The sequence below is a fragment of the Variovorax sp. TBS-050B genome (assembly GCF_029893635.1).
Classification (GTDB): Bacteria; Pseudomonadota; Gammaproteobacteria; order Burkholderiales; family Burkholderiaceae_C; genus Variovorax.
This window is the reverse complement of the sequence record NZ_JARXYR010000002.1, coordinates 3,877,648-3,890,040: the sequence shown is the minus strand read 5'-3', so window position 1 is coordinate 3,890,040 and position 12,393 is coordinate 3,877,648. Positions and strand designations below refer to the sequence as shown.

Genomic DNA, 12,393 nt, shown 5'->3' with positions numbered 1-12,393 from the left:
GAAAAAAGGGCCGCGCGCGAAACCCGTGGGGCCGCGCGCGGGGCCTCCCCGTCAGTTCTGCTTGGCGGACTGGCGGATGTCGTTGCCGGTGGACTTCGCCACTTCGGTGCCGGCGGCATTGGCGCCGTTGACCGTCTGGGCGGTGGCCGCGGCGCCGGAGATGGTGGCGCCCGCCGCCATGCTGACGCTCATCAGGCGCGCCTGGTCGGCCGCGGCTTGCTGCATTTGCTGGATCGAGGTGTCGACTGCGCTCATGGGAAACTCCTGTCAAAGGTTGGTTGAGGTTTTTCGCTTGCGGATCAAAGCGCTCCGTCTCCGGCGTGGAAGACGAAGCCATTCCACGCGCCGCACCGGTGGCGTCGGCGCATGAAATCGGGTCGGCGAGGCAGCAGGCGGCTCGGCACGCTGCTCACCTCGCGGGTTTTCTCTGGTTGTTGGGCACGCCGCCGCTCAGGACGAGTCCGTCGGCGTCAATGCGCTTGAGTTCCGCGCCCGAGCGCAGCACCGAGCCCTCGTAGTAGCGGTTGCCGTTCGACAGCTGGATGTGGCGCAGGCCTTCGCCGTCCTCGGTGATGCTCACCATGCGCGCGGGCAGCACGCTCTGCCAGGCGTCCCACTGGGCGCGCACGTCGGTGGTCTCGGGCTCGGCCTTCGGCTTTTCGCGGTACTGCACCTTGTCGGACACCAGCACCGACGGATGCAGGTCTTCGCCGAGGCGCTGGATCTTGCGGCGCACGCTCTCGTCCTCCACCGTGCCGCTCAGCACCAGGCGGCCCTGGCCGGTGTAGGTCACGGCCACGCCCGGGTCGCCCACGTAGCGGCGCGCCTGCTCGACCATGTCCTCGGCCGCATGCACGTTGACGCTGACCTTGCTGCCGAAGCGCGCCATCGCATCCTCCAGCGTCTTGCGGCGCTGCTTCGATTCGACATAGCCCTTGACGCCGAACTGCCCGCCGGGCGCCGCGATGACTTCGACTTCGGGGAAAGGCACCAGCGCCTTCTCCACCTCGGCGAGGTTCACGCTGCCGCCCCCTGCGGCGCCGGTGCCACTGCCGCCGAGCGACACGGCCGCGAGGCCGAGCACCGCCAGCAGCGCGAACACGCCGCCCACCCAGAGGCCGAGCCGCTGCGCCGGCGAGGCCGGCGGCCGCGCGAGCGCCTCGCCCTCGGGCAGCGCGCCGTGCGCGGGCGCGAACATGCGGTCTTCCTGCGGGCTCGCGGGATAGGTGCGGTCGAGCTGGATGTCGATCTGGCCGACGCTCACGATGTCGCCCGCCACCACGCTCTTGCGCGGCTGCTGCATCTCCTCGCCGTTCAGGCGCGCCGAGGCGGTGCCCAGCCGCTGCATCGACACCACCAGTTCGCCCACGGTGAACGCCAGGTGGCGCGGCAGCACGTCGCCGCCCGGCAGCATCACCTCGCACTCGCCGCCCGAGCCCAGCACGTTGATGCCGGGCCGCAGCACGATGGTGCGGCCCTTCACCGCGCCGCTCAGGAAGCGCAGGCACCAGCCGGCGGCCTGTGCGTGCGCGTGCGGCGCATCGGCCGCGGCGCGCGCGCCGCTGGCGTCGTCGGCGCTGCTGCCGTCGACTTCCTCGTTGTCGCGGTCGAACGGAATCTCGGCGTCCATGCTCAACCTCCGGGCTCCGGCAGCGGCAGCATCGGCACCGAGGCCGTGGAGCCGGGCGTCACGAGGCGCGGCGTCAGCAGGTAGAAGCGCTCCATGTTGGCCTGCTTCTTGTCGGTGTACCTGAAGAGTCCGCCCACGCCCGGAATGTCCTTGAGCAGCGGCACGCCGGTGATCGCGTTGCTCTTCTCCTCCGACGAGTAGCCAGCGATCAGCAGGCTCGCGCCCTCGTCCACCAGCGCCTGCGTGTTGACCGTGCGGCGCCGCACGATCGGAATGCGGTCCACCGACTGCGTGCTCAGGTCGCCGTCGACGATGTCGATCGACATCATCACGCCGCGGCTCGCCTTCTCGTCGATGATCAGCGGCGTCACGCGCACCGCGGTGCCGGCGGTGATGCTGAAGAGGCCGGCATCCTGGAAGCCGTCCACGCGCACATAGAACTCGCTCAGGTTCTCGAGCACGGCCTCGGTGTTGTCGAGCGTCATCACCTTGGGGCGGGCCACGAAGTTCGCGCTGCCGTTGGTGGCGAGCGCGGTCACGCGGGCCAGCAGGTAGTTGCGCGCGCTGTTGCCGATGGCCGCGGTGAACATGCCGCCCAGCGGCGTGAGCGGATTGCCCGAGGTGTCGGTGCTGCCGATCTGGCCGGCCTCGCTGCCGGTGCCGCCCCAGGTCAGCGGACCGCGGTCGCCGCGGCCGGTCTGGAAGTCGGCATGCCGGCCGTGCAGCCGCCAGTCCACGCCCAGGCTGCTGAGCGTGTCGGAGCTGATGTCCATGATGGTCACCTCGATCTCCACCAGCCGCGGGCGGGTGTCCATCGATTCGATCAGCTTCGCGTACTGCGCCATCTTGTCGGGCATGTCGCGCACCAGCACGGCGTTCAGGCGCGTGTCGGCCTGGAACTGCGGCAGCTCGTTGCCGACGAGGCTCGACATGCCGCCGAGCGTGGTGGTGTCGGTGGAGCCCGCGCCCGCGATGTCGATCTTGGGCGCGTTGATGGTCTCGCCGCTGCGCAGCTTGATCTGCCGGTTCGGCCCCACCGAGAGCGTGCCGTTGCTGCCCCGCGCGCCTCCGCCGCCGCCAGGCGACGCGGCATTGCCGCCGCGGCCGTAGAGGCTGCGCAGCACGTTCGCCACGCCGGGAATCACGGTCTCCTTGCCCGATCGGTTGATGCGGAAGTCGGACGCCCAGGCGTACTTGAGCGGGAACAGCCGGATCTCGGCGCCCTCGGCCATCGCGGTTTTCTGGTCGGCCAGCTTGACGGCCTGGCGCACCATCTCGACGTAGCGGCGCGGGCCGGTCACGTACACGCTCGCGTCGCGCTCGCTGATGCTGAGCGGATAGCGTTCGTCCGAGATGTGCAGCCGCACCAGCGTCTCCGCGATGCGCCCGGCGTTCTCCGGCGCGATGGGAAGCACTTCGCTCTTGGCATCGGCCGCGAGGTCGACGAACAGGAAGGCGCCGTCGTAGTACCAGGTGAGCCCGTTGACCGCGCACACGCTGTTGAGGATGTTCTTCGCCGGCCCGTCGAACTTGCCGCTGATGACGCCGTTCACCTTGGGATCGATCACCGCGGTGATGCCCTGCGAGGACGCGAGCTCGCGCAGGAAGTCGCCGAGCGGCTTCTCGTTGGCGATGATCTGGAACGGCCGGTTCTGCCAGCGGAACTCCGCCGCCATGCCTTGCTGCACGAAGAGCAGCATCAGCACGGCCGCGCCGAGCCGCATGAAGGCCTGGCGCCGCGCGAGAACAACACGTGCAAGCGTCGTCATCGCGGCGCTCATGACAGCGAGGTGAGCGAGAGGAAGGCCCGCTCGGCGAAGCGCATCACGTCGCGGCCGAGCCAGCCGGCGGTGGCGATGATCGCCACCATCACCGCGATCAGGCGCACCGACTGGCCGATGCTCTGGTCCTGCACCTGCGTCACCGCCTGCAGCACCGCCACCACCAGCGACGACAGCGTCGCCACCACCACCACGGGCAGCGAGATCCACAGCACGAGCAGCAGGCCCTCGCGCGTGATGTCCAGGATGTTCTGCGGTGTCATGGCTGGCTTCGGCTCCCTCGGGAAACAGGTCGTTGTCGTGGTCGGCGTTCATCAATGCGCCTGGGGGTTGGTGATCCAGCCCACCGGCTGCAGGGCCACGTCGTCGTCGATCTCCTGGTAGGAGAGCACCGCCATCTGCGGCGCCACCGGCTCGATCAGGTTCTTGATGTAGCGGCGCACGTCCGACGAGGCGATGGCCACCACGCGCTGCGCGGTCGAGCCGAGGATGCGGCGCAGCTGTTCGCGGATGTCCTGCGTGACGGCCGGGCTCAGCAGCAGCAGGTTGCCGCGCGGCGAGCGCTCGATGGCGTTCTGCACGCGGTCGAGCAGGCTCGACTCGAACAGGATCGCTTCCAGCTGCCGGTTCGGCCCCACGTAGCGGCTCGTGATGTAGCGCCCGAGGTGGATGCGCACCAGCTCGGTCAGCGCAATGCCGTCCTGCTCCTTGGCGGCCCACATCGTCAGGCTCTCGAAGATCGCGTGCAGGTTGCGGATCGGAATGCCCTCCTGCAGCAGCCGGCGCAGCACCTCGGCGATGCGCTGGGCCGAGGCCACGCGCAGCACCTCGACCGCGAGTTCGGGCGCATCGCGCTGCACCGAATGCAGAAGGCGCTGCACCTCCTGCAGGCCGATCAGGTCCTTCACGTGGCGCCGGACGGTGTGGTCCACATGCAAGCCCACCACCTCCGCGCCGGTCCATGCCGTCATGCCGGGCTCCGCGCCCGGCACCCACACCACGCGCGGGAACGGGCCGAAGGGCTCGGCCACCTCGGCGCCCGGCGGCGGGGTCACGGCCTGTGCCGGGTCGAGCAGCAGCCAACCGGGCTTGAGCGCGCCGCGCGCCACCGCCACGTCGTGCACCAGCACCTGGTACTCGTTGGCCGCGAGGCTGTCGACGTAGTGCAGTTGCAGCCGCGGGAAGATCGGCCCGAGGTCGGACTCGACCGCGTTCTTGACCTGCGAGAGGTGCTGGTCGAGCACGAAGCGATCGACCGGCATGCGCAGGCTCGAGGACAGGCGCACCGCGAGCGGCGCGGCGATCGCATGGTCGGTGTCGGTCTCTTCCGAGGCCACGCCGTCGCCGTGCGAGATCCAGCCCGGCGTGTTGCGCTGCTTGCGCAGCATGCGCATGGCCAGGCCCAGGCCGAGCAGGATCGCCGCCAGCAGGCCGAACACCCATTTGGGAAAGCCCGGCACCACGAGGAAGCTCGCGACCGCGATGCCCGCGATGATGAGCGCGCGCGGATGCGCCATCAGCTGATCGCCGATCTGCTGCGCGAGCTGCGCGTCGCGGCGGTCCCCGGTGCTCACGCGCGTGATGACGATGCCCGCGGCGATCGACACCAGCAGCGACGGGATCTGCGACACCATGCCGTCGCCCACCGTGAGGATGGCGTAGCGCTGCAGCGCGCCGCCCAGCGTCATGTCGTGCATCAGCGTGCCGATGGCGATGCCCGCGAGGATGTTGACCAGCGCGATGACGATGCTCGCGATGGCATCGCCCTTGACGAACTTCATCGCGCCATCCATCGCGCCATGCAGCTGGCATTCCTGCTCGAGCTGCTGGCGCCGCTTCTGCGCCTTGGCCGACGAAAGCACGCCGGCGCGCACTTCGGCGTCGATGCTCATCTGCTTGCCCGGCATCGCGTCGAGCGCAAAGCGCGCGGCCACCTCGGCCACGCGCTCCGAGCCCTTGGCGATCACGATGAACTGCACGATCGCGATGATCAGGAACACCACGCCGCCCACCACCACGTTGTTGCCGACGATCAGCTTGCCGAAGGTGTCGATGATGTGGCCCGCATGCGCCTGCAGCAGGATGAGCTTGGTCGATGCGATGTTGAGCGCCAGGCGGAACAGCGTGGTGAACAGCAGCAGCGAAGGAAAGGTCGAGAGCGACAGCGCCGAGGGCACGTACATCGCGACGATCAGCAGCACCAGGCTGATGGCCAGATTGCTCGCGATCAGCAGGTCGAGCAGCGGCGTCGGCAGCGGCAGCACGAACAGCGCCACCACCACCACGAGCAGGCCCGCGAGCAGCAGGTCGTTGTAGCGGCCGGCACTGCTCAGCAGGTCGCGAAAACTGCCGCGGTACGTCTGAAAAAGAGGCCCTGGGGAACTCGCCATTGCGTCCTTGTCGGGGTGAATTTCTTGGTGTTGTTGTGAGAGCCGCCGCAATGCCATCGCACTGCGCGCCGCACACCGGACGTGAGGAAGCACACGTCGCGGTGGACTCTAAGCGTCGCCCTCCTTTCACGGCAACCACGAGTTCTCGTAAGTCCAGGGCGCTTGTGGCGTGCGCGGCACTACGCTTTTGCGTACTACCTGCGAAGAGCCCCTTTCGCTAAGCTGCGCCGACCCCGATGTGCAGGTCCTCGCATTGCTTCAAGGTATGTAGACAGTGACAAGACGTAGCAGTTGTTCAGACGAAAGCATGCATGCCCGCGCACGCTGCTGACGTGGTGACGGAACTCGGCGAGGCCCGCGCATTGCCTCGCGCCGATGCAGCCAACGTGCGTGCGCTCAACCGCCTGTATGCGCGCGTACCGCTCGACGGCGTGTCGGCCCTGGGCACGACATACCGGCTCGCATGGCAGCACGACGAGGCCTTCGCCCGCACCTCGCGCGAGCGCTACAGCTTCAGGCTCGGCGCGCACGTCGGCCATCTCGCGATGGATGCGCCCAGCATGCAGGCACTGCTCGGCGAACGCCGCATCGACCTGCTGCCGCGCGACCTGCGCTACATCCTGCTGGCCGATGCGCTGCATCCGGTGATCGACGCGCTAGAGAAGGCGCTGCGCCTGCACTTCGAATGGCAGCCCGCGGAGGCCGAAGGCGTCGAGCGGCCGCGCGAGCAGGCGCTCGTGCATTGCGACCCCGAGCGCGCCGCCTTCTTCGTGGCCACGCCTTCCGATGGCGGCGCGATGCTGCGCGGTTTCGTGCAGTTCGAGGACGCGGCGACGCTCGATGCGCTCGTTCCCGCCGCCACCGGGCCCCGTCATGCGGCACGCACGAGCGGCGCCTTCGATGCCCTGCGCATGCCGGTGAGCTTCCGGCTCGGCAGCACGCCGATCCAGCTGCGCGAGATCGGCAGCATCCGCCCCGGCGACATCGTGAGCATCGAGCAATGGAGTTCTTCGGGTGCCGCGATCGTCGTCACCGCCGAGCTGGGCGGCCCTGCCGGCCTGCACATTTCCGCGGTGGCCGAAGGCTCGCGCATCACCGTTCAGCAATCGAGAGACAGCGCCATGAAGCCAGACACGCCCGCCGATCCCACCGCGTCCGCCGCGGCGGAGAACCTCAACCTGCCGATCGACCGGCTCGATGCGCTCGAGGTGACGCTGCGCTTCGAGGTCGGCGAGCTGTCGCTCTCGCTCGGCGAGCTCAAGAGCATCCGCGCGGGCCATGTGTTCGACCTGGCGCAGCCGCTCAACCGCAGTCCGGTGCGCATCCTGGCGCACGGCAACGTGCTCGGCAAGGGCTACCTGGTGGCGGTGGGCGACCGCCTCGGCGTGCGCGTGTCGGAGTTCGCCCCGGGCGAAGTCTGAGCCGCGACCACGCAAGCAAGCAGCAGACAAGCGAGCAGCACATGCAAGGCGGCATACCGGAGCCACTCACACTCGTCGCGGTCATGGTCGCGTTCGGCTTCGCGACCTTCGCGGCGCTGATGGTCACGAGCTACACCAAGCTGGTCATCGTGTTCGGCCTGCTGCGCACCGCGCTCGGCCTGCAGCAGACGCCGCCGAACATGGTGCTCAACGGCATCGCGGTGATCCTCACGGTCTACATCATGGCGCCCGTGGGCATGGACATCGGCGACACGCTGCGCAACCGCAGCTTCGGCGCCAAGGGCGAGAGCATGGGCGACATCATGGCGGTGATCGATGCCGCCAAGGTGCCGGTGAAGGAGTTCCTGCAGAAGCACACGCACGAGCGCGAGCGGCAGTTCTTTCTGAAGTCGGCCTCCAACATCTGGCCCAAGGCACGCGCCGAGCAGCTGCGCGACGACGACTTCATGGTGCTGGTGCCGAGCTTCACGCTGACCGAGCTCACGCGCGCGTTCCAGATCGGCTTCATCATCTACCTGGTGTTCGTGGTGGTGGACCTGATCGTCGCCACCGTGCTGCTGGCGCTCGGCATGTCGATGATCGCGCCCACCACCATCTCGCTGCCGTTCAAGCTGCTGCTGTTCGTGATGCTGGACGGCTGGACGCGGCTGGTGCACGGGCTGGTGCTGTCGTACCGCTGAGTTCATCCACCAGCCGGTCGACCGCCTGCTCCGCACGCGCGAGCGACTGCGCGAGCTGCTCGCCGCCGAATTCGTCGCACTCCACGGCGGCTTCGTGCACCTCGGTGATGCCGATGTAGCCGAACACGGCGCGCACGCTGCTTTCGGTGTGGTTGAGGTGGGCGATGCGGCCGCCGGGGTCGTAGCCGTGGTCGCCGCGCGCGCCCAGCAGCACCATGCGCTTGCCCGCATCGGCGAGCATCGGCCAGTACGGCACCGCGCCGCGCGCACGGTCGAAGCCGAAGGTGCGGCCCACGCGCACGATGTTGTCGATGTACGCCTTGAACTGCGCGGGCACGCTGAAGTTGTACATCGGCAGACCCACCACGATCAGGTCCGCGGCCACGAGCTGGTCGACCAGCCGGTCGCTTTCGGCCAGCGCCTCGGCCATCCAGGGTTCGCGCGCGGCGGGCGGCGTGAAGGCGGCATGGATCCAGCGCGCATCCACGTGCGCGGGCGGATGCTGTCCCACGTCGAGGTGGTCGATGCGGTCGTCGGGCCGGGCCGCGCGCCAGCGTTCGACGAAACGCGCCGAGAGGCGGCGCGTGTGGGAGCCGTGCGGGTCGATGCCCGAGCGGCCCGGACGGGCGCTGGCGTCGATGTGGAGAAGGTTCAATGTCGGCTTGTTCATGGATGAGATTTCCTGATTCGTCGGGCGCTGCCACAATGGCTGCGCAGGCCTTGAATCTAGGGATGAAGGCCGCTGCCCACAAACGATCATTTCTCCTTTCATGCAAGAGCCTGGCTCATCCGTCCGCCCTGCCCGCCGGCTGCCGCCGCTGCTCGGCCTGCGCGCCTTCGAGGCCGCCGCCGCGCACCTGAGCTTCCAGCGCGCCGCGTCGGAACTCTCGGTCACCCCGTCGGCGATCAGCCATCAGGTGCGCGCACTCGAGGACGCGCTGGGCCAGCCGCTGTTCCGCCGCCTCACGCGGCAACTGGTGCTCACGCCCGCGGGGCACCGCCTCTTCGACGACCTGCGCATGGGCTTCGACCTGATCGAGGCCGGCGTCGACCGGCTGCGCCGGCCCGCCGCCTCCAAGGCCGTGACGCTGACCACCAACACCGCCTTCGCCGCGCGCTGGGTGCTGCCGCGCATGGAGGCCTTCCGCAAGGCCTGCCCCGACGTCGAGCTGCGGCTGCATGCGGGCGACAGGCTGGTCGATCTCGCGCGCGGTGATGCCGACATCGCCATTCGTTCGGGCCGCGGCGAATGGCCCGGGCTGGTGACGCGCGAGCTGATGCGCGAGCGCTACGCGCCGCTGTGCAGCCCGATGCTGGGCCTGAAGCGCGTCGCCGACCTGCCGAAGCACCAGCTCATCCACTGCGACTGGCAGCCGCATGCGCTCGCGCCCGCGGTGTGGCCGCGCTGGTTCCGCGAGGCCGGCATCGCGCCGCCGCGCGGCCGCGCGATGAAGTCGCCGGGCCTGTCGTTCTCCGACGAGACGCACGCGATGCTCGCCGCGCTGGGCGGCCACGGCGTCGCGCTGCTGAGCCTCACGCTCGCGGCCGAGGAGATCGCCAGCGGCGCGCTGGTGCAGCCCTTCGGGCCGGCGCTCGACACGGGCAGCTATTTCCTCGCGGTGGCCGAAGGGCGCGAGAACGAGCCGGCGATCCGCGCGGTGTGGGCGTGGATCGCGGCGCAAGCAGTTGCCGGTTGAGGCGGCGGCGCGTCGCGCGTACCGCCTGCCGCCCCCGCGGTAGCGAATGCGGCTACCACGCACGATTTCGGTTCCGATGAACGCACGACCAGCGCGGAGAATGGCGCCCGCCGCAATCCTTCTTCCATCTCATGAACCTCCGACTTGCACTCTACGACCTGGCGCGTGCCCACCACCTGCCCCCACCACGCATGCGGGCGCTGTTCGCCCTTGTTGAACTGGATGCACCGCCGCAGCACCTGCCGCAGCGCTTCTGGCGCATCGTCGCGCTGCTGGCCGCAGGGCTGGGCGGCTTCGGCATCGTGATGTGGATCGCGGCCAACTGGGACGACCTGGGCCGCGCGGGAAAGTTTGCGCTGCTGCAGGGCTGGGTGCTGCTCACGGCGCTCGCGGCCTGGCGCAGCGCGGCCCTGCGGGCACCGATGGGCCTGCTGTGCCTGATGGGCACGGGTGCGTTGTTCGCCTTCTACGGCCAGACCTACCAGACCGGCGCGGATGCGTGGCAGCTCTTCGCGCTGTGGGCGTTGCTCACCCTGCCCCTGTGCCTGGGGGTGCGCAGCGACGTGTTGTGGTTCCCGTGGGTGATGGTGGCCAGCAGCGCGATCGGCCTTTGGGCCCATGCGCATGCGGGATACCGCTGGGCGGCGGACAGCCGCGACCTGCCGGTCCACCTGGCGAGCTGGGCCTTGGGCGCATTGCTCGTGCTCGCGTTGAGCCCGTGGACCCAGCGATGGGTCGGAACCGCGCACTGGGCGCGCCGGCTCGCGCTCCTGGTGATGGCCACGAGCGTGACGCTGGCCGCACTCGGCGGCCTCTTCCTGGGCACCGGCGGCATGCCGCATTACGTCCTCGCGCTCGCACTGCTCGGCGCCGCGAGCGGCCTGCTGATGCAGCGGCGCTGGTTCGACATCGTGGGCTTGAGCATCGTGATGCTGTGCGTCGACACCCTGCTCGTGGCTGGCCTGGCGCGCCTTCTTTTCGAGAGCTCCGGCGACGCGATCGGCCGCCTGCTGCTAATCGGCCTGGTGGCGGCCGGAATACTGGCGGCCTCCGTGGCCTGGGTCATGCGGCGCCAGACCGCAGTGCTCGCGGCTGCGCCGCGCGGAGAAGGCGCGTGAGCACCCCGTCGCAACTGATGCGCCGCGCGGTCGACCAGGGGCTGCTGCCGCCGGATGCCCAATGGCCGGCCGAAGCGGCCCGCCCCTGGCCCGTGCTGCTGCTGACCGCGCTGGGTGCCTGGCTCGCCGTGCTGCCGCTGCTCATCGTGGTGGGCCTGGCCTTCGGCGAAGCGCTGCTGCGCGAGGGACTTGCGCTGTACGTTCTCGGCCTCGGCCTGTTGGCGGTGAGCGTGCTCGTCCTGCGCCAGCGCGCCATGGGGCCGTTCTTCGAGCAGCTGTGCCTGCCGGTCATGGCGCTGGGTCTTTGCTGCCCGGGGTGGGCGCTGTTCCGCGACGCATCGATGGTGACGGCCGCCCTCGCGATGTGCGTCGTCAGCGTCGCGCTGGCCGGGCTCGTGCCCTTGCACTGGTTGCGCGCACTGATGGGCCTGACGCTGGGCCTGTTCCTGCTCGTCGCCACGATCGGCGGGTCGAACGGCGACAAGGCGTTCTGGGACCTGTTCTGGCTCCCGCGCATGCACTCGACCTGGTGGCTCTACGCCCATGCCGGCATGGCCGTGTGGCTCGCGCTGCTGTATCTGCTGCCGCGGCTGCCGGGCGCGCGCATCGGCAGCCTGCTGACGGCCCTGGCCGACGGCTGGTGCGTGCAATTGCTGATGACGCTGGTGCTGGTGTCGGGCGCCACCTTCATGCTGGGCGGCATGGTGCCAGGCAGCGACATCGGACAGGACTTCGCAACTGCGGGCCCAGGCACCGTCGACAGGCTCCGGACCGTTGTGTCGGCGCTGGGCGCGGTGGGCGCGGCCGTGCTGCTGGGCCGCTGCTGGCCCGCACTGCGCCAGTCACCCGTCCTCGGCCTGGGTGTGGCGCTGCTGCTGGTGCTGCTGTGCGCATTCGTGCCCACCCTCGGCGCGGCCTGCCTCTGCACCGCGGCACTGGCCGTGACGCGGCGCTGGCGACTCGCCGGCCTGGGATGCGCGGCGAGCCTGTGGATCGTGGGCAGCTTTTATTACCAGCTCGCGTGGCCGCTGGCGGACAAGGCACTGCTGCTGGTTGCCATCGGTGCGGCGCTGGGCGCGCTGGCCTGGGTGGCTTCACGCAAGGCATCGGCGGCGCATGCCTCCGACGCGCCCGATCCGTCGGCTGCCGGCCGCGCGAAGAAGAACTGGCAGCGCGCCGGCATCGTGCTGACGGGCGTGGCCGCGTTGATGGTGGCCAACGGCGCGATCTACGACAAGGAGAACGTCATTCGCCATGGCCAGCCGGTCTTCGTGCGGCTGGCGCCGGTCGATCCGCGATCGCTCATGCAGGGCGACTACATGCGGCTCGACTTCGCGCTGCCGGACGCATGCTGCCGAGAGGACTCAGCGGATCGCGGGCCCCGCCCGACCGTGCTGGTGCGCCCCGATCCGGCTCGCCCCTCGACCTACACCTTGCATCTGCCCTCGGCCGGCGAAGCACGCCGCGCCGGCGAACTCGAAGTCCCGCTCAGCGCTAAGGACGGCGGCTGGGTCTTCGTCACCGATGCCTGGTTCTTCAAGGAAGGCGACGCGCAGAAGTTTTCGCATGCGCGGTACGGCGAGTTCCGCATCCTGCCCAACGGCGCGGCCCTGCTGGTGGGCATGGCCGATGCGCAGTTGCAGCCGATCCGCTAG

The 12,393-nt window shown here is 69.6% G+C and carries 11 protein-coding genes; 5 read left to right on the top strand and 6 right to left on the bottom strand.

Annotated features, from left to right (window positions below):
* Positions 1–51 precede the first annotated feature (51 nt).
* From M2165_RS20945 to sctV, 5 genes are all read right to left on the bottom strand, one after another.
* Positions 52–255: a hypothetical protein gene (locus tag M2165_RS20945; protein ID WP_007834711.1), complete on the bottom strand. Its 204-nt coding sequence runs from the start codon at positions 253–255 to the stop codon at positions 52–54.
* A gap of 154 nt (positions 256–409) precedes the next feature.
* Positions 410–1,630 carry a forkhead-associated protein gene (locus tag M2165_RS20940; protein WP_280816506.1) on the bottom strand — a complete coding sequence of 407 codons (1,221 nt, stop codon included), beginning with the start codon at positions 1,628–1,630 and terminating at the stop codon, positions 410–412.
* A gap of 2 nt (positions 1,631–1,632) precedes the next feature.
* On the bottom strand, positions 1,633–3,399 hold the full coding sequence (gene sctC / locus M2165_RS20935) for a type III secretion system outer membrane ring subunit SctC (protein ID WP_280816505.1): 1,767 nt from the start codon (positions 3,397–3,399) through the stop codon (positions 1,633–1,635).
* Positions 3,400–3,407: 8 nt separating this feature from the next.
* The gene (gene sctS / locus M2165_RS20930) at positions 3,408–3,674 is read right to left on the bottom strand and encodes a type III secretion system export apparatus subunit SctS (RefSeq protein WP_280816504.1); all 267 of its coding nucleotides are present in this window, start codon (positions 3,672–3,674) and stop codon (positions 3,408–3,410) included.
* Positions 3,675–3,725: 51 nt separating this feature from the next.
* Positions 3,726–5,801 (bottom strand): type III secretion system export apparatus subunit SctV, encoded by a 2,076-nt coding sequence (sctV, locus tag M2165_RS20925; protein WP_280816503.1) that lies wholly within the window; start codon positions 5,799–5,801, stop codon positions 3,726–3,728.
* Positions 5,802–6,112: 311 nt separating this feature from the next.
* On the opposite strand from sctV, the gene sctQ reads away from it, so the two are divergent.
* Positions 6,113–7,222 (top strand): type III secretion system cytoplasmic ring protein SctQ, encoded by a 1,110-nt coding sequence (gene sctQ, locus M2165_RS20920; protein WP_280816502.1) that lies wholly within the window; start codon positions 6,113–6,115, stop codon positions 7,220–7,222.
* Between the two features lie 41 nt (positions 7,223–7,263).
* Positions 7,264–7,923: a type III secretion system export apparatus subunit SctR gene (gene sctR / locus M2165_RS20915; RefSeq protein ID WP_280816501.1), complete on the top strand. Its 660-nt coding sequence runs from the start codon at positions 7,264–7,266 to the stop codon at positions 7,921–7,923.
* Here sctR and M2165_RS20910 read toward each other — a convergent pair.
* Positions 7,850–8,593 (bottom strand): NAD(P)H-dependent oxidoreductase, encoded by a 744-nt coding sequence (locus M2165_RS20910; protein WP_280816500.1) that lies wholly within the window; start codon positions 8,591–8,593, stop codon positions 7,850–7,852. The two genes, sctR and M2165_RS20910, sit on opposite strands and share 74 nt — an antisense overlap.
* Before the next feature lie 100 nt (positions 8,594–8,693).
* Here M2165_RS20910 and M2165_RS20905 point away from each other — a divergent pair, with 100 nt between their 5' ends.
* The 3 genes from M2165_RS20905 to M2165_RS20895 all read left to right on the top strand — a co-directional run bounded on the left by M2165_RS20905 (position 8,694) and on the right by M2165_RS20895 (position 12,393).
* On the top strand, positions 8,694–9,620 hold the full coding sequence (locus M2165_RS20905; RefSeq protein ID WP_280816499.1) for a LysR substrate-binding domain-containing protein: 927 nt from the start codon (positions 8,694–8,696) through the stop codon (positions 9,618–9,620).
* Positions 9,621–9,751: 131 nt separating this feature from the next.
* Positions 9,752–10,738, top strand: coding sequence for a DUF2157 domain-containing protein (locus tag M2165_RS20900; protein WP_280816498.1), 987 nt, complete (start codon positions 9,752–9,754; stop codon positions 10,736–10,738).
* A complete protein-coding gene (locus tag M2165_RS20895) occupies positions 10,735–12,393 on the top strand; it encodes a GDYXXLXY domain-containing protein (RefSeq protein WP_280816497.1) in 1,659 nt (552 codons plus the stop codon). The genes M2165_RS20900 and M2165_RS20895 overlap by 4 nt, the downstream gene beginning before the upstream one ends.

What these genes read in the sequence shown, in the direction of transcription:
- M2165_RS20945 (WP_007834711.1), bottom strand. Translation starts at nt 255, where the DNA reads ATGAGCGCAGTCGACACCTCGATCCAGCAAATGCAGCAAGCCGCGGCC.
- M2165_RS20940 (WP_280816506.1), bottom strand. Translation starts at nt 1,630, where the DNA reads ATGGACGCCGAGATTCCGTTCGACCGCGACAACGAGGAAGTCGACGGC.
- sctC (WP_280816505.1), bottom strand. Translation starts at nt 3,399, where the DNA reads ATGACGACGCTTGCACGTGTTGTTCTCGCGCGGCGCCAGGCCTTCATG.
- sctS (WP_280816504.1), bottom strand. Translation starts at nt 3,674, where the DNA reads ATGACACCGCAGAACATCCTGGACATCACGCGCGAGGGCCTGCTGCTC.
- sctV (WP_280816503.1), bottom strand. Translation starts at nt 5,801, where the DNA reads ATGGCGAGTTCCCCAGGGCCTCTTTTTCAGACGTACCGCGGCAGTTTT.
- sctQ (WP_280816502.1), top strand. Translation starts at nt 6,113, where the DNA reads ATGCCCGCGCACGCTGCTGACGTGGTGACGGAACTCGGCGAGGCCCGC.
- sctR (WP_280816501.1), top strand. Translation starts at nt 7,264, where the DNA reads ATGCAAGGCGGCATACCGGAGCCACTCACACTCGTCGCGGTCATGGTC.
- M2165_RS20910 (WP_280816500.1), bottom strand. Translation starts at nt 8,593, where the DNA reads ATGAACAAGCCGACATTGAACCTTCTCCACATCGACGCCAGCGCCCGT.
- M2165_RS20905 (WP_280816499.1), top strand. Translation starts at nt 8,694, where the DNA reads ATGCAAGAGCCTGGCTCATCCGTCCGCCCTGCCCGCCGGCTGCCGCCG.
- M2165_RS20900 (WP_280816498.1), top strand. Translation starts at nt 9,752, where the DNA reads ATGAACCTCCGACTTGCACTCTACGACCTGGCGCGTGCCCACCACCTG.